This window comes from Hyphomicrobium sp. (genome assembly GCF_019744875.1).
Taxonomy (GTDB): Bacteria; Pseudomonadota; Alphaproteobacteria; order Rhizobiales; family Hyphomicrobiaceae; genus Hyphomicrobium_C.
This window is the reverse complement of record NZ_JAIETU010000002.1, coordinates 1398833-1412886: the sequence shown is the minus strand read 5'-3', so window position 1 is coordinate 1412886 and position 14054 is coordinate 1398833. Positions and strand designations below refer to the sequence as shown.

Here is a 14054-nt window from a genome sequence, read left to right as displayed (position 1 = left end):
AGCAGCACCCGCTGCAGAGGAAGCGCCTGCCGAAGTCGTAGCCGAAGCCGCGTCCGAGGAAGCCGCCGCCGAAGCAGAACCCGCTGCAGAGGAAGCGCCTGCCGAAGTCGCCGCCGAAGCCGCATCCGAGGAAGCCGCCGCCGAAGCAGCACCCGCTGCAGAGGAAGCGCCTGCCGAAGTCGTAGCCGAAGCCGCGTCCGAGGAAGCCGCCGCCGAAGCAGCACCCGCTGCTGAGGAAGCACCTGCCGAAGTCGCAGCCGAAGCCGCAACCGAGGAAGCCGCCGCCGAAGCCGCACCTGCTGCGGAGGCCGCAGTCGAAGCGGAAGCCGAGGCCGACGTGATGGTTGCGCCGGAAGTCGTCGCACACATCAACGGCGCGGCTGAAGCACCGGCCGTCGCAGCACCGTAACGATAAGAAGACGAGAAATGCCGTCCTGTCGTCCTTGCGCAGGGATGCCGGGAAGGGGAGTGAGCCAACAGACAAGGAGGGCGAGCCAGCTGAGGGCCATCAGTCGGTTCGCCCGACCGCCGCGCCATCAGGCGCGCGCAACTCCCGCACAATCACCAGCACGAACGCGACAAGCCCGCCGCGCATCCGAATGCGCAGCGCAAGCCGTCACGATGATGCCTCGCGACGAGCGGGCCGGCCGCCGCCCTGAGGCGTTTCAAAATCAGATGATGCTGCGCGCGTAGAGGTCCGTCCGGCGGTCGCGGAAAAAGCCCCAGTCGGCGCGATAGCTTTCGATCAGGCCGAGGTCGAAGGTGTGCTTCAGAATGCCTTCGTCGGCCGCGCCGAACTGCTCGACCAGCTCACCGCGGTGATCGCTGATGAACGAGTGCCCGTAGAATTTCTGCTTCACGCCCTCGTTGTCCTCGAGGCCGATCCGGTTCGATGCCACGATCGGCACGGCATTCGAGACAGCGTGCCCCTGCATTGCACGCTGCCACTGCAGATGCGTATCGAGCGCATCGTCATACGGCTCCGAGCCGATCGCCGTCGGATAGAACAGCACCTCCGCACCCTCGACCGCCATCGCGCGCGCGGTTTCCGGGTACCACTGGTCCCAACAGATGCCGACGCCGATATGTCCGCGCTTGGTCTTCCAGGTCTTGAAGCCCGTGTCGCCGGGCCGGAAGTAGTACTTTTCCTGATACCCGGGCCCGTCCGGAATGTGGCTCTTGCGATAGACGCCAAGCAGCGCGCCGTCCGCGTCGGCAATGGCGACGCTGTTGTAATAGCGCGGCCCGTCCTTCTCGAAAAACGAGATCGGAATGACGACGCCGAGTTCACCGGCGAGCTTCTTGAGCGCGATCACGCACGGATGCGCATCGACCGGGAACGCCGTCTCGAACCACTTCGGGTCTTGTCGTGTGCAGAAATAGATGCCCTGGAACAGCTCGGACGGCAGCACGACATCGGCGCCGCCGCGCGCGGCTTCGCGCACGAACGCTTCCGACTTCGCGATGTTGGCCGCGAGATCCTGGCCGTAGCTCGTCTGGATCGCCGCGACCGTAATGCTGCGTGCTGTCATCAAAGGGGTTCCTGCTGGGTGATGCAATGGAAGGAGCCGCCGCCGGCTTCGCCGGAACCAAGCAGACCGCGCGACGAGACGCCGATGACGCGGCGATCGGGAAACACGTCCTGCAGCGCGGCCAGCGCGGCCTCCTGCGTGGGCGTGCCGTAGACGGGCACCACCACCACGCCGTTGGCGATGGTGAAGTTCATGTGTGAGGCCGGCGAGATCCCGCCTGCCGCGTTCTTGTACAACCCGGCGCCCGGAATGGTGACGACGTCGAGCTTGCGCCCGGTGCTGTCGGTCGCCTCGCGCAGCCGCGCGGCGATGGCGTCGAGAATGGCGGCGTTCGGATCGTCCGCACCCGAAGGCGCCTGGCACACGACGCGGCCCGGCGCGACGAAGCGCGCGATGTTGTCGATGTGTCCGTCGGTGTGATCGCCGATCAGGCCTTCGTCGACCCAGATCACCTTCTTGGTGCCGAACGCATCGCGCAGCGCCGCCTCGGCCTGCTCGGCCGTCCAGCCATTGCGGTTCGGATTGAGCAGCGTCTGCTTGGTGGCAAGCACGGTGCCCTGGCCGTCGTGATCCACCGCGCCGCCTTCGAGCACGAAGTCATAGCGCCGGATGGGCGTGCCCGCCATTTCGGCGACCGTATCGCCGACGGTGAGATCGTCCGGCAGATCGTACTTGCCGCCCCAGCTGTTGGTCTTGAAGCGCAGCGCGACGCGGTCGTTGCCGACGTGCGCGAAAATCGGACCCGTGTCACGCAGCCAGATATCGCCGTACTTGGCCGACACGAGCTCGGCCGCCTGGCCGACCGCCGCCAGCGCCGACGCGGCGGCCTCCTCGCCGTTGACGAGCACGCGCACGAGGTTGCTCTCGGCAAGCGCGAGCACCAGGGCAGCCACGTCCTTGCGGGGCGCTGTGAGGTCGCCGTTCCATTCGCCGGCGTCAGCGGGCCAGGCCGTCCAGATGGCGGCTTGGGGGGCCCACTCGGCGGGGACGATCGGAGATTTGATGTCGGTCATCGGGTTCGGAATCCTGTGAGGTCGCCGCTCGTTGCGAGGCACATAGATGGGAAAGTCCGTGATGCCTGCAAGATGCTGTCGGTGCAAGCCGTTAAGGCGCGACGACCGGCGGCATTCGGGCACTAGGCCGTGCGGCCCGTGCGCGCGCTTCACATCGGGCGCCAAACGCTCTACAAGTCAGCCTGCGAGATGCACCGGCGCCATAGCTGGGGCATCCATGTAACGTCTTGATGACGATACGTTTTGCGGGTGTAGTTCAGAGGTAGAACGTCAGCTTCCCAAGCTGAATGTCGAGGGTTCGATTCCCTTCGCCCGCTCCAGCAACTTCAAAGACTTCCGTGCATCGAAGGACTAGCGGTTAGCCGGGTGTGGCGAACACCAGGCTAACATGGCCGGCCGTATCTGACCGTGGTTAGCGCGGTAAAGTCGTATCTGCCGGGGAATGATTAGTTACGGCCTGCCCACCTTGCAAGGCCTTGCCGGCTCGATGTGAGATCGCGCACGGGAGGCCTCAACCATGTCGATATCCCTTCGAGAACGCTTCGCGGCCCTAAGGGCCACGGTTGAACAGCGAGCCCCGCCGATACTCGCGGCACGGGGCAAAGCAAAACGTCTTCAACTCCGCATCCCGGACGAGCTGCTGCTGCAGCTGGCGGTGATCAAGGTGGCGGAGGGCGTTTCAACCAACAAATTCTGCGAGGCACAAATTGCTGAGGGCGCGGCAAAGCGGATTGCGGAGCTTCGGGCCCGCTTCACTCAAGACACCTGGGAAGCGATCGTTCATGCCGCGCAAGCCGCATGGCGCCAAGACGCTGCTGATTGACGGGCTGATCGTTCTCGGTGTCCTGGGAAGCCTTGGCCTGGTCGCCGTCTCGACGTTGCTCAACTACCGGTTTGGATTCCGGCTTGGTGGCACCGACGAAGTGGAGCGGCAACTTTACGGGCTTGGGTTTGGGTGCGCCGACATTGTGAAGGCCCTCATGCCGTTCTGCTTCGCGCTGGCCCTCGTCAAGCGGGACTATCTGGCGGCGGTGGGGGCGGGCGTGTTTTTCATCGTGGCCAGCGTGAGCTCCTTCTACGCCGGCATCGGACTTGCCGCGGAACATCGTCTCGCCAACGAAGGCACGAACAGCGGCATTCTTACGAGCCGTACCAACCTTCAGGCTGAACAGAAACGCCTGGAAGGGCGGTTGGAGGTCATCGGGCGCCTCGGCACCCCGAAGGAGGTCGAAAACGCAATTGAGGCGGCGTACGCTCAGCCCTATGCCCCTGGCCAGCGGACGGTCGCGGTCCACTCCGACCGCTGCCGGAAGAACATGGTTTCGACAAGGGAAGCCTGCGCCAACATCGCGGCGCTCAATGTGACGCTGGAGCAGGCCCGCGAAGCGCAAGAGGCGCGCAAGCGCCTTGCGGAAGCTCAAGCCGCGCTGGGGATGCTGGATTCTTCTGTACAAAGCAAAGACCCGCAGCTGGATGTGATTGACCGGGTGCTGCGGTGGTTCGATGTTCCCGTTGAGCAGGCGGATATCCGTACCGGCCTGCTGCTGGGGCTTGGATTGCTGCTCGAGCTGGGGAGTGGATTGGGGCTGTACACGGTGACGACGCCGTGGCGGCACCGTGAAGGGGATTTCAGAAAGAAGATGACAATATTGGGTGATGCGGCTGTGTGGGCCGATGAGCGGTTGCAGGTGGTGCAAGGTGGAAGATTGACCGCCAACATGGTGTTTGCCGATTATGAGACGTGGTGCCGCGCGCGGAATTACGTTGCCATGCGCGAGGGCGTTTTCGTCGACCAACTGATGACGCTGGCCAGCGAGGTGGGCATGCCCATGGAGCAAAGCGGGTCGAACCTTGAATTCCGGGATGTGGGGTTGGGTGCGGGCCTTCCCGGCTAAGGCTGAGGTTTTAGTTTGCGTCGGGTCTCTCTGGCCCTCAGAAGATATAACTCGTCCTCGATGGCCTTGAGCTGCTTTTCGTTGTTTTTGATACGAGCGTTGATTGCTTCGATTTGGTCGGCAACCTGGTCGGCCTCTTGGTGTCTACTGGCCTCCCTGAAGGCACGGCATTGCTTGGTGAGGGCGGGAAGTATTTCTGCTTTTTGCTTGTGGGTTTCAGGGCCAAGGCTAATGAGTTGCTGTTCAAGCGTGTTGATACGTTCGATGTTGCTCATGGGGGTAGGCGGCTACGCGACGTTAGCAAGCGTGTTCCCAACCATTTGATGGCAGGAAAGTGCGATTTCCGCGATTTCAAAGTTGTTTCTGGAGACGGTGAGCATCTTGTCGATGATGGACATTTCTTCCGGCGATGCTCCCACAGACAGCTTTTCCAACGTGGCGATGGATTGAAGCGCAGATTGCTTCATTTCGAGGAGGCTTTGTTGGTCCATGTAGCCACCTTGCGCTCGTGTGGGGTTGTTGTCCAGCTGTGGTGGATATTTTGTCGGCATCGGGCGATGGGGGTGTGGCAAAACCCGCTTTCCTTTTCCAGTAAACAGCGGCGCAGCCCTTTTCTGAAATTCTGGAAGATGTATTGAAGAGAATGTTCAGCGCCTGTTAGGGAGAATGTACAGGAATGTTCTGTTCTATATATAGCGACTACCGTTTATGCGCTCATGAGCCTACCGTTTATGCGCCACTCTGCTACCGGTTATGCGCTTCTCCGCTACCGTTTATGCGTTGAGGCGGAGGGGTTTGCTACCGATTATGCGCCGCCCTGCTACCGATTATGCGTTGGGCGCGAAGGTTTCGGCGGTTTTGTGCGGATTCGAAAAACGGGTTTTGCTACCGATTATGCGTTGTCATCGGAACGACGGCGTTGCTACCGTTTAAGCGTTCCACGCGAGAATGTGAAACCCCCTCCCCTGCTACCGATTATGCGTGCCGCGCGGATGGTTGCGGGAGGCGGGAGTGGCTGTATTTGGCCAAGCATGGATAGCAGGCTGTTACCGTTTATGCGCTCACGTCCGGTGTGACGGAGCTACCGATTATGCGCTGATGGTGTGACGCGGGCGGTGAGAGCTGACAATCGGTGACGCGGGCGGGTGCTAAGTGTCAGAATAGATGAGACGCGGTAGCGAGATGTGCTGGAGCGGCGCGCTGTACGCAACGGGTACAGGCTTGATGGGATTTCAAGGGATTGGGTAGCGGCTTGCTACCGATTATGCGTTCCACGCCGCAACGTGGAACAGCGTGCCGCTACCGTTTATGCGTTGTCGTGCTGAATGGTTTCAATCATTTGTGCGGAACGGCCAGCACCTCCGACGATCCTGGGTGGATGACGCATCCGTTTTCGCTGAGGAAGACGGGCAACTTCGGGAACACGTCCTTGATGTCCGCAATCTCCAGCGCGAGGTCGCGCTTGAAGTTGTTGAAGCGGCTGTATCCGGCGCCCCATTGGTCTTTGAGGTTTTCCCAGGACAGGTGGATGTCCTCTTTGGCCGTGTAGATGCGGTATCCCAGCCACCACATAAGGTCGATTTTGCGGGGGCTGTTGGAAAAGGCGCGCATGGCGTGGGTGCTGACCGGCAGGGCGTGCTTGGAGAGCGACGTATAGAACTCGTGGCTGAGCTTGAGTTCGGTTGGCCAAAGGGTTCGCTGGTTGGGTTCGTCGTTGAACATCTCGGCTGACATGGAGGCGAATGGGCTGGTGTTGAGTGTTTTCCCCAGGCGTCCGTCCTGCCAGCCTATCTGCATGTTGCAGGCGGCAAGCGCGTTGATCTGCTGCTTGAAGGACGTGATGGTGCCGTTCTTTCCTCCCGTGGGGGAATAGCCAAGCGCGCGGATGAACCCGCAAAGCGTATCCTCGACATGGACGGTGGCGGAGTTAGTGCGGATGGCTTCGCTGCAGACGTGCATCATCATCATGCGGGCGCGCGTGCCGTAGGGAACCGGCTGGTCGACCCAATTGCCGTCGGGGCCCATGAGGCGTCCGGCGGAGACGGAGAGCTTCATGCGGCCCTGCTGGGATTCCCATTGCCGCTTGTTGTCGGGGAGTTTGTTGTAGGGAAGCGAGCAGATGGCAAGCACGGAGTGGATGTGCCGCAGTGAATCGCGCGAGGGGGCTGCGGCTTCGGCGATGGCGTGGCTGATCTTGGCGCGGCGGCGCTGGATGGGCGGCATGGCGACCAGAGCATCGCGCTTGGCTTGTTCCGTGACGCATTGCCGGTAGACGGTGTCCCGTAGGAAGCCTGAACCGGTGATGCGTGCGAGCAGGTCGGGGTCGCGCACTTCGGTTTCGATGAGCTGGGGCTGCTGAGATGTCATGTGCCCCGCTCCGATCGGCATTCGGCAATGACGGCTTTGGCGATGGCAACGAACTGCGCCGCGCGCGGGTTGGCGTTTGCGGAAGCGATTATGCTATTGCCAGTGAACTCGTAGCCGCTGGCTTTAGCTGCGGCGCGGGCGCAGCGATCCAACACGGGCGACGAACGGGCGAACGACCGAACGGGCGAACTGGTGTTGGTGCTAGGCATCGGCGCCTCCATTCAGCACTTCGCCGCTTTCGGTGATGTCGATATCCTTCACCTTGAGGCCACCAGCCTGGAAGGCTTCCAAGACGACGCGTTTCTTGGTGACGCCGCGGCTGAAGGCGAGCTGGTGAATTTCGTGAATGACGTAGAGGGGCAGGTCCACCGAGCAGCGGCGCACCGGCGCGGGTCGTGCCCCCCTTCCCTTCTTGTCGGAGGCGGGAAGCGGAGCCGGGATGACAGCGACCGGGACGGCGGTGGCGGCAACAGGTGCGGGAGCTTGCTCAATCACCTGCTTGTTCTGCGGATAGACGCTGGTGGGTACGTTAGTTTCGCGCGCGACTTCCTGGGCGGCCGCGATGGACTTGGTGATCATGTCGGCGTCGACGCCGAGGTTCATGCGCTTGGGAGGCGTGGATTTCATGGGCGCGGTGCTCATGCGGCGGCTTTCTGTTGTTCGGGTTCGAGGATGATGCGCACTTCGTTCATCAGCGCGTCGATTTCCTTGAGCGCCTTGCGGTCTGGTGCTTCCGCCATGTGGGGCAGCGTGCCGCGCGAGAAGGATTTGCTGTAGGCGGAACGGCGGTAGATCAGTGTCTGGAAGCGGCGCAGGTTGCTGTCGTCGATCTGCTTGATGAGGTCCACCTCGTCCTTGCTGATGATGCCGGGCACCTCATTGAGAAGGATCAGATGGTTGATGGGCTTGCCAAGGCGCGCGGCAACGGCGTGAAGCTTCTGCGCCATCTTGTTGGCTTCGATGATGTCGGGCTCGCTAACCTTCGCCGGAGTGATGGTAAGGGTTGCGAAGGCGGCGATCATGAGGGTGAGGTCGGTCAGCGCACCCGCGAGATCGAGCAGCACGTAGTCGGTTGCGGTGGCGTAAAGCTCTTGAATGAAATTGCCGAGGTTGTCGATGGGCCCCTTCTCCACCGTGAGGTTGGGGATAGCCTGTGCGGTGGGGCTGGTGGAATACCAGCGCCAGATGGTTTCAGTCTGGTCGAAGTCGATGATGTGCACTTTCTCCCCTGCTGAAAGGAGCGCACCGGCGATGGCGAGGCATGAAGTGGATTTGCCCACGCCGCCCTTGGGAGATGCGAAGGAGATGAACTTGGCGGTGTCGTGGTGGCTCATGGCGCAACAATGCGTATGCGGATGACTGACGTCAATTGAGGGCGCCGAAATGATGGGCAGTTGTGTGGTGGGGGTGTTGCAAAATGAACGGGCGAACGGACGAACGCCCGAACGGGCGAACGCGGCCAATGCAGCATGAATGCAAGTTTAAATGGATGGATGGCGATGGTGATCGAACGGGCGAACGGACGAACGGGAGAACGCCCGCACGCCCGAACGGGCGAACGGACGAACGGCAGAAATGGCGCGGAAATCCGTGCAGTCCCGGAATGGGGAAAAACGAACGGGCGAACGCCCGAACAAACGAACGCCCGAACGGAAGAACGGGCGAACGGGAGAACGGACGAACGCCCGAAGGGGCGAACGCCCAGGTTAGCAAGGGAGACTGGGAGCAATGCGAGTGAGCGAACGTCCGAACGGGCGAACGGATGAGGCGCACAGCGCCGTGCGGTGCAGCGATGTAACAGTACGGAACGAACGCCCGAACGCCCGAACGGGCGTTCGCCAAATGCTCACGCGGCGAGCAGCAGCGATGTGCGTGGTCTGGCAACCGGCCGGGCGTTTTTGTACGGCGCGGTGCGAAGCCACTTGAACATGGTTGGACCGTCGTACCCGGCGTGCCAGACCAGCCAGCAATAGCGTTGCTGCAAAATGCTCCGGGTGGCCTTGTTCGGGTCGCCGTAGGGATAGCAGGTGCAGTCGTCAACGGCGTAGATGATGGCGGGCGGATGCTTCTCAAAGAAGGGCGTGCGCGTCGGGTGGCAGAGGCTTTGCACGGCTACCAGCATGGCAACCTTGCCTCCGGTTTTGGCGGTGAGTTGCAGTGCGTGAAGGCAGAACGCATCGGCGAGGCCACGGCCATAGGGTGGGTTGGTGATGATGTTGCGGGCCAGCGGCTCCCGCTCCACGAGGAAGTCGCGGCCTCGTTGGCCAAAACCGTAGTCAATCAAATCCGTGGCCACTACGTCATGGTGATGCTCGGTTAGCACCTTGGCTATATGGCCCTGGCCGCACGCTGGTTCCCAAATGGACCCTTCGAAGCGTTCCGCTGCAAGCAGCGCGCGGGTTGCTTCAAGTGGTGTGGGGTAGAATTCATAGGCGGCGCGGTTGGGGTGGAATGTTCCCGAAACGGGGAAGGGGCGCGCGCCCCGGTATGCATCGTTGTTGTTACGTGGGTTGAAGAGAAGAACGGTCACGGAATTAGCTTTCGTTAGTTAGTCTTGAGGCCAAGGAAAATCTGGATGGCCAGCTCGACGTCCTCGTGGACATCCAGCAATTTTGCGTGGAGGTCCAAGCCGACGGGAAAGGTGACGGTGCCGTTCCGATTCATCACCGCCGAGCTCTTTGCGTTTACAAACCAAGGGAGGTTCACGAGCTGTTGGTGGGTTTCCTTGCTGATTGTGATGGTGGTGAAGTCGCTGTTTTTCACATGTCGTGCATTCATTGGTTGATGGTGATGGTGACGTCGGGCAGCAGATCGATGCTGTCCGGGTCTGTTTGCTCCAGCGCCCAATGGCCGATGCCGGTTTTGACGATGGAGAGGTAGTCCAGCCCTCCTGATTGGCAGTAGTGGCCGATGTTGGCGATTAGGTCGCCGGCTGCTTCCTTTATCGAGAGGGCGGGACCGGTGAGGTGGACGAAGTGGTTTAGGCATACCTCGGCGGTGTACGCACGATCGAGGTTGGTCATGAGGGATAGCTTTCATTGGGGAGGTGTTTGTCGAGGAAGTCGGTAATGACTTCGTTCGAGAGGGTCGAGACGTCTATGTCGCGGTAGGTCGCAAGTATTCGTAGGCGTCGCTTGCTTTCAGCAACGCGCTGCGGCTCCATGTAGACACGAAGCTTCAAGGCCGGATATTTGAGATCCTGGGGATGGGTCATAGCCTCACCCCTTCAGCTGCCGGTAGCTTTTCGTCGAGAAGCGTGACGATCGCGGCGGGCAGGAATTTTCGGGGATCATCATACCCGACTTCGGCGGTATCGGGAATCTGCTCTATTTCATCTTTTTTGATGGAATGGATGACGTCGTTGTGGAGCCCCCAATAGTCGTGGTCCACGGTGTAGCCGGCGTCCTGGAGCAGAGTGGCGACTGTGGATGTTTCCACCTGGCCGTCGCCGTCACCGAATCCAAACTTGTCGAAGGCGTCTTCCCAGATCCAATGGTAGGGACCGCCGCATGTTTCGCAGATGCAGCTAGGCATTGGTGTGCACTTTGTCGTGCGTGCTTGCATCCCGATCCGTGGTGCCACCCCGGTTCATGTCGATGGAGAAGCCATCGTTGGTTTCGTCGTCATGGTCGTAAGCGGGATTGTTGCTGTAGTGGTCGTTGGCGAACCAGGTATCGAGTGCGTGGCCAAGTGCCGCCCCGCTCAATCCCCGAACCGGAAGCTCGGGGAAGAGCGATTGCAGCGCCGCGCGGTCAGCGGACGAGAGGAGCATTATTGGGGCTCCCCTTGACCTTCGGTGGTGGTTTCAGCGTCGGCTTTCGGTTCATCCACGCGGATGACGATCTTGCCTTCGCCTGCGGGAACCAGGTCGAGCATGATGTTCAGGCCTTTGCTGTCGTCGTGGAGCCAACCGGCGCCGATGCGGGTCCAGAAACCCTTGCCACCTTTCTTGCCTTCGCGGACGAAGAAGACGCCGTGGGTGGGTTTGCTGCCTTTGGTTTGAGCCATTGTCGTTACTTTCGATGGTTGGTTTGTTCGAGGCTGCATCCATTGCGGCCTGTCGGGGTCAAAAGCGGCTACCGGGAATGACGGCGGCGGGAAGGGGAGGGGCATCACCCGGCTGCACGGCAGGAAGCTGGGGAAACCCCTTCAGGGCGACGGCCCGTGGCCGATAACCCTCGACATGAAAGGGCGCATGGCGTGTCTCGCCTCGCCAACCACGCGAAAGGGCAATGGGAAAAGAGCAGCGCCTCCACGTCGGCTTTCCGGCGCGGCAGAAAGGGCTGGTGTGTGTCTGGATTGGTGGCGACAGGTCCAAACAGCCGGTGCTGTCATCATGTGCAAGTGTGGTTTCAGGCGCGAAGGGATGCGGTAGGCTTTGCGGATGGCAAAGACCAAGCTCGCAGACGGAGTGAAGGGTGAAGAAAAGACCCATTGGACGCTTCGATTTGAGCGCGCGGCGCAACGGGAACGGTTGCGCGCGTTCGCGGTGGAAGCACTGAAGTCGGTGCGCCCGGCCAAAATGATGACCTGGGCCATGCTCGCCCAGGCGCTTAACAGGAAGAAGGTGCGGAACCATCTTGGACACGTATGGAACGGGCCGATGGTTTCGGGCTTTGTGCGCATCCATGAAGCGATGACGGGAGTGCGGCTTGTTCCTTGGATGGGCGAGGCCGGTTCGAGGCGCGGGGCGTTGAGGCTGGTAGCGGGAAGGAAGGCGTATCTGCTGCGCAGACGCAGGCTGAGGGAGGAACGTGCTGATGCGATCAGGAAGTATTGCGTGGCTGCTAAGACCTATTCAGAAGGAGTGAGGGTTCTGAATGTGCGCGGCATCCGCACGCAGTCGGGTAGGTGGACCGTGGTGCGCTTGGGCGACTTCGTGCGGCGGTACAGAGAGCAAACCGGTGAAAAGTTGATGCCCCTGGTGGAGTTGAAGCCGGGCCTGCAAACGGGCGGCAGGCGGCTAAATGGCCTGAGGGAGTGATGCATTTGTAGGCAGGAGACGCCCGGCCACCGTTAGACCATCGGGGGGGACGGTGGCCGGGTTCAGACAGGAGAATACGTGGCGCCGGTCTGCACACATACGCTTCGGCGGGGGAACACCCCATCAACAACATCGCCACTACCGGCACCACGCATTTGATAATGACGGACCGGATGGGCGTTGGCAATCGCGTGATGGAATACCCGTAGTGTTAGACGTGGAACTGGTAGGAAGAGCACCAGTGCGGGTTTGCACGATGAAAGTGAGCGAGTGATGCCCGGCCCAGCAATAAGTTGCCGCGATTGTATGCAGCTCCCTTTCATGTAATCGCATGATCAGGCATCTAGGGTTATAAGCCGCGCATGTATTCTGGCCTGTGCTCTATTTTCCGGTGTGACCCGGATGCGAGGATTTGGAACTTGACCGGCACGCCTATTACCCCGTGACGATAGATGAAACGGTTGTGGTGCGGGGGTGTGACGGATACACGCTTGGCACTGTGCGCGTAGACAACAAGGATGGAACGTCGGCCATGTGTATGCCGCTGAAGGCGGGATGCAATGACACGCGCGAACCGGGTTGCGGCGAAGGAAGGTTTGTCGATCACGTGTCCGGGGAGGATGCCGGACCGTAATGAATACAATGTGGGCAGAGGTTCTTTGCGGACACGGGGCATTGTGCAAGCATCGGGCATGATTGCCGATGTTCCTCCTTTCTACGTGCGCTTCTTCAAATCGGTGTTCTTGCCGGTGCCGCTGCGCAATCATCAATCTCCAGAGGCCATAGTTGGGGCATCTCCGCCAGAGCCAGTGCGGCTGCTTCCCAAACCCGAGCCGAAACGGCTGCAACAAGCCGCGACGGCGTTGAAGGCCTTGTCGCTGCCGGAGCAACCGAAGCCGGATGTGCTGTCGCTTGCCGGCTGCGACTACCTCCGAACCGTGGTGCCGGATTACGATCACGTTGTATACGAATAAACGGCGTCGCCCGCATGCAGGAGAAACGTAGCCTCTCGCAGGGCAATCCGCGCGGTCCTTCCCGGTGGCGTCCTGTGGATTGTTGCGTCGCGCGGCTTATGGCCGAATTGTCCTTGTGCGAAGGTTGGACCTGCTGAGGAAACGGAGGTGAGCCTGTGCTGAAGGAGGGGTGTTTCCTATTTCTTGTTTTGCTGGCCGGCGCGATCATGGTGTCGTCGATGGCGCAAGCCGACGATAGGGAACAGAGGTTGCGGGAGATGATCGGTCATCATCGCCATTTGGCTCAAACAGTTGGGCAGGGCATCGATACGTCGGAGGCGGGGAATCTTGGAACCGCCTTCAATGAAATGGGCGTGAACGAATTCAGGTGTGCCGCACTGGCCTTCCTGTTCGGCAAGGATGAGATTTTCAAGAGACTCGGGAAGATTGAGGAAACGCCGCGCCAGACATATCTCGAGACGCCGTTGGCGGTGCTCGGCGATTCTTTGCTTCACACCAACTGGGCGTTGGCCGCTGACGGTGTTCTTGTCCTGTCGGAACGTAACCGCGTGGAAACGTGGAACCTCGATTGCGTGAGGCAATACGATATCGGGGAAGAACATGCGCGCGCGCGGATAGCGCCTGCCGCGGAGTTCGAGATCCATGAGGACCAGCTTCATGTTCTCGGGGATATCGATGAAGGCTTCTACGATAGATTTGCAGCGTTCCTGTCGGGGCATCCCGGCGTGAAGTATGTGGCGATGGGAAGTGGCGGCGGAAGCGTGCGAGACGCAATCCTTGCGGGGATGCTGATCAGGAGGAGGGGGCTTGAGACCACGCTTATGGCCGATTGCTACTCGGCGTGCCCCTTGCTGTTTCTGGGAGGCGTAAGCAGAACCGTGTGGTCGCCGTATCGGCGGCTCGGTTTTCATCAGGTGTCCCGGAATGGGCAGGCGTTGCCGCTCGATGACGACATTTACGGCGTGATCCGGAAATACACGGAGAACATGGGGGCGAACGGTGCCTTTGTCCTGAAGAGCATGCAGAGCGCTGCACCCAGGGATATGTCGTACCCGGACGTGTGGGATCTTTGCGAACCGGGAATAACGACGTGGGTGCAGCGCGGATGTTGAGCCGAGGGCGTGCGGGGAACCCTCGTCACTTCCTCACGGGAATGTTCGAGGATGACCACTGGGTTGCGAAGGGATGGGCGAGGTTGCGGTTTGGGCACATGAGGTGACTTCTTTTCGAGCAGGGTCATGGCGGGGCATTATCATTCCCGTTAGAATCTCCGCAAAAAGATTGCATAC

Annotated in this window: 21 protein-coding genes and 1 tRNA gene; 7 read left to right on the top strand and 15 right to left on the bottom strand. The window is 60.8% G+C overall.

From position 1 onward, the window contains the following. Window positions 1–409, top strand: a 409-nt coding sequence (locus tag K2Y42_RS06765; RefSeq protein ID WP_291150096.1) for a hypothetical protein, incomplete at its 5' end; no start/stop codon positions are given. A gap of 262 nt (window positions 410–671) precedes the next feature. On the opposite strand, the gene aguB is transcribed toward K2Y42_RS06765, so the two are convergent. Next, a complete protein-coding gene (aguB, locus tag K2Y42_RS06760) occupies window positions 672–1532 on the bottom strand; it encodes an N-carbamoylputrescine amidase (RefSeq protein ID WP_291150093.1) in 861 nt (286 codons plus the stop codon). After that, on the bottom strand, window positions 1532–2545 hold the full coding sequence (locus K2Y42_RS06755; RefSeq protein WP_291150091.1) for an agmatine deiminase family protein: 1014 nt from the start codon (window positions 2543–2545) through the stop codon (window positions 1532–1534). Before K2Y42_RS06755 ends, aguB begins: the two co-directional genes overlap by 1 nt. Before the next feature lie 245 nt (window positions 2546–2790). On the opposite strand from K2Y42_RS06755, the gene K2Y42_RS06750 reads away from it, so the two are divergent. The 3 genes from K2Y42_RS06750 (at window position 2791) to K2Y42_RS06740 (ending at window position 4440) form a co-directional block, all read left to right on the top strand. Next, window positions 2791–2865: transfer RNA gene (locus K2Y42_RS06750), tRNA-Gly, on the top strand. Window positions 2866–3062: 197 nt separating this feature from the next. Beyond that, the gene (locus tag K2Y42_RS06745) at window positions 3063–3368 is read left to right on the top strand and encodes a hypothetical protein (protein ID WP_291150090.1); all 306 of its coding nucleotides are present in this window, start codon (window positions 3063–3065) and stop codon (window positions 3366–3368) included. Next, a complete protein-coding gene (locus tag K2Y42_RS06740; protein ID WP_291150086.1) occupies window positions 3328–4440 on the top strand; it encodes a hypothetical protein in 1113 nt (370 codons plus the stop codon). The genes K2Y42_RS06745 and K2Y42_RS06740 overlap by 41 nt, the downstream gene beginning before the upstream one ends. Here the strand turns inward: K2Y42_RS06740 and K2Y42_RS06735 are convergent. The 13 genes from K2Y42_RS06735 to K2Y42_RS06675 all read right to left on the bottom strand — a co-directional run bounded on the left by K2Y42_RS06735 (window position 4437) and on the right by K2Y42_RS06675 (window position 10815). Further along, window positions 4437–4715 (bottom strand): hypothetical protein, encoded by a 279-nt coding sequence (locus K2Y42_RS06735; RefSeq protein ID WP_291150083.1) that lies wholly within the window; start codon window positions 4713–4715, stop codon window positions 4437–4439. The two genes, K2Y42_RS06740 and K2Y42_RS06735, sit on opposite strands and share 4 nt — an antisense overlap. 12 nt (window positions 4716–4727) lie before the next feature. Continuing rightward, window positions 4728–4931, bottom strand: coding sequence for a hypothetical protein (locus K2Y42_RS06730; RefSeq protein ID WP_291150081.1), 204 nt, complete (start codon window positions 4929–4931; stop codon window positions 4728–4730). Between the two features lie 844 nt (window positions 4932–5775). Next, window positions 5776–6807, bottom strand: coding sequence for a replication protein RepA (locus K2Y42_RS06725; protein WP_291150078.1), 1032 nt, complete (start codon window positions 6805–6807; stop codon window positions 5776–5778). After that, the gene (locus K2Y42_RS06720; protein WP_291150073.1) at window positions 6804–7016 is read right to left on the bottom strand and encodes a hypothetical protein; all 213 of its coding nucleotides are present in this window, start codon (window positions 7014–7016) and stop codon (window positions 6804–6806) included. The genes K2Y42_RS06725 and K2Y42_RS06720 overlap by 4 nt, the downstream gene beginning before the upstream one ends. Next, a complete protein-coding gene (locus K2Y42_RS06715; protein WP_291150071.1) occupies window positions 7009–7449 on the bottom strand; it encodes a hypothetical protein in 441 nt (146 codons plus the stop codon). The genes K2Y42_RS06720 and K2Y42_RS06715 overlap by 8 nt, the downstream gene beginning before the upstream one ends. After that, on the bottom strand, window positions 7446–8270 hold the full coding sequence (locus tag K2Y42_RS06710) for a ParA family protein (RefSeq protein ID WP_291150068.1): 825 nt from the start codon (window positions 8268–8270) through the stop codon (window positions 7446–7448). The genes K2Y42_RS06715 and K2Y42_RS06710 overlap by 4 nt, the downstream gene beginning before the upstream one ends. 383 nt (window positions 8271–8653) lie before the next feature. Then, complete coding sequence (locus tag K2Y42_RS06705; RefSeq protein WP_291150065.1) at window positions 8654–9337, bottom strand: hypothetical protein; 684 nt, start codon at window positions 9335–9337, stop codon at window positions 8654–8656. 14 nt (window positions 9338–9351) lie between these two features. After that, window positions 9352–9570, bottom strand: a complete 219-nt coding sequence (locus tag K2Y42_RS06700; protein WP_291150062.1) for a hypothetical protein — start codon at window positions 9568–9570, stop codon at window positions 9352–9354. 11 nt (window positions 9571–9581) lie between these two features. Continuing rightward, on the bottom strand, window positions 9582–9830 hold the full coding sequence (locus K2Y42_RS06695) for a hypothetical protein (RefSeq protein WP_291150059.1): 249 nt from the start codon (window positions 9828–9830) through the stop codon (window positions 9582–9584). Continuing rightward, the gene (locus K2Y42_RS06690) at window positions 9827–10021 is read right to left on the bottom strand and encodes a hypothetical protein (RefSeq protein ID WP_291150057.1); all 195 of its coding nucleotides are present in this window, start codon (window positions 10019–10021) and stop codon (window positions 9827–9829) included. The genes K2Y42_RS06695 and K2Y42_RS06690 overlap by 4 nt, the downstream gene beginning before the upstream one ends. Next, window positions 10018–10341 (bottom strand): hypothetical protein, encoded by a 324-nt coding sequence (locus tag K2Y42_RS06685; RefSeq protein WP_291150055.1) that lies wholly within the window; start codon window positions 10339–10341, stop codon window positions 10018–10020. Before K2Y42_RS06685 ends, K2Y42_RS06690 begins: the two co-directional genes overlap by 4 nt. Continuing rightward, window positions 10334–10579 carry a hypothetical protein gene (locus K2Y42_RS06680; RefSeq protein WP_291150054.1) on the bottom strand — a complete coding sequence of 82 codons (246 nt, stop codon included), beginning with the start codon at window positions 10577–10579 and terminating at the stop codon, window positions 10334–10336. Before K2Y42_RS06680 ends, K2Y42_RS06685 begins: the two co-directional genes overlap by 8 nt. Next, window positions 10579–10815 carry a hypothetical protein gene (locus K2Y42_RS06675; RefSeq protein ID WP_291150052.1) on the bottom strand — a complete coding sequence of 79 codons (237 nt, stop codon included), beginning with the start codon at window positions 10813–10815 and terminating at the stop codon, window positions 10579–10581. The genes K2Y42_RS06680 and K2Y42_RS06675 overlap by 1 nt, the downstream gene beginning before the upstream one ends. A 376-nt stretch (window positions 10816–11191) precedes the next feature. Between K2Y42_RS06675 and K2Y42_RS06670 the strand changes: the two genes are divergently transcribed. The 3 genes from K2Y42_RS06670 (at window position 11192) to K2Y42_RS06660 (ending at window position 13877) form a co-directional block, all read left to right on the top strand. Then, the gene (locus K2Y42_RS06670) at window positions 11192–11791 is read left to right on the top strand and encodes a hypothetical protein (RefSeq protein ID WP_291150050.1); all 600 of its coding nucleotides are present in this window, start codon (window positions 11192–11194) and stop codon (window positions 11789–11791) included. A gap of 560 nt (window positions 11792–12351) precedes the next feature. Then, window positions 12352–12765, top strand: coding sequence for a hypothetical protein (locus K2Y42_RS06665; RefSeq protein WP_291150049.1), 414 nt, complete (start codon window positions 12352–12354; stop codon window positions 12763–12765). Between the two features lie 155 nt (window positions 12766–12920). Beyond that, entirely contained in the window at window positions 12921–13877 is a 957-nt protein-coding gene (locus K2Y42_RS06660; RefSeq protein WP_291150048.1) for a hypothetical protein, read from the top strand. Window positions 13878–14054: the final 177 nt, after the last annotated feature.

Coding starts and splice junctions, on each gene's coding strand:
- aguB (WP_291150093.1), bottom strand. CDS start 1,532: ATGACAGCACGCAGCATTACGGTCGCGGCGATCCAGACGAGCTACGGC.
- K2Y42_RS06755 (WP_291150091.1), bottom strand. CDS start 2,545: ATGACCGACATCAAATCTCCGATCGTCCCCGCCGAGTGGGCCCCCCAA.
- K2Y42_RS06745 (WP_291150090.1), top strand. CDS start 3,063: ATGTCGATATCCCTTCGAGAACGCTTCGCGGCCCTAAGGGCCACGGTT.
- K2Y42_RS06740 (WP_291150086.1), top strand. CDS start 3,328: ATGCCGCGCAAGCCGCATGGCGCCAAGACGCTGCTGATTGACGGGCTG.
- K2Y42_RS06735 (WP_291150083.1), bottom strand. CDS start 4,715: ATGAGCAACATCGAACGTATCAACACGCTTGAACAGCAACTCATTAGC.
- K2Y42_RS06730 (WP_291150081.1), bottom strand. CDS start 4,931: ATGGACCAACAAAGCCTCCTCGAAATGAAGCAATCTGCGCTTCAATCC.
- K2Y42_RS06725 (WP_291150078.1), bottom strand. CDS start 6,807: ATGACATCTCAGCAGCCCCAGCTCATCGAAACCGAAGTGCGCGACCCC.
- K2Y42_RS06720 (WP_291150073.1), bottom strand. CDS start 7,016: ATGCCTAGCACCAACACCAGTTCGCCCGTTCGGTCGTTCGCCCGTTCG.
- K2Y42_RS06715 (WP_291150071.1), bottom strand. CDS start 7,449: ATGAGCACCGCGCCCATGAAATCCACGCCTCCCAAGCGCATGAACCTC.
- K2Y42_RS06695 (WP_291150059.1), bottom strand. CDS start 9,830: ATGACCAACCTCGATCGTGCGTACACCGCCGAGGTATGCCTAAACCAC.
- K2Y42_RS06690 (WP_291150057.1), bottom strand. CDS start 10,021: ATGACCCATCCCCAGGATCTCAAATATCCGGCCTTGAAGCTTCGTGTC.
- K2Y42_RS06685 (WP_291150055.1), bottom strand. CDS start 10,341: ATGCCTAGCTGCATCTGCGAAACATGCGGCGGTCCCTACCATTGGATC.
- K2Y42_RS06680 (WP_291150054.1), bottom strand. CDS start 10,579: ATGCTCCTCTCGTCCGCTGACCGCGCGGCGCTGCAATCGCTCTTCCCC.
- K2Y42_RS06675 (WP_291150052.1), bottom strand. CDS start 10,815: ATGGCTCAAACCAAAGGCAGCAAACCCACCCACGGCGTCTTCTTCGTC.
- K2Y42_RS06670 (WP_291150050.1), top strand. CDS start 11,192: ATGGCAAAGACCAAGCTCGCAGACGGAGTGAAGGGTGAAGAAAAGACC.
- K2Y42_RS06665 (WP_291150049.1), top strand. CDS start 12,352: ATGACACGCGCGAACCGGGTTGCGGCGAAGGAAGGTTTGTCGATCACG.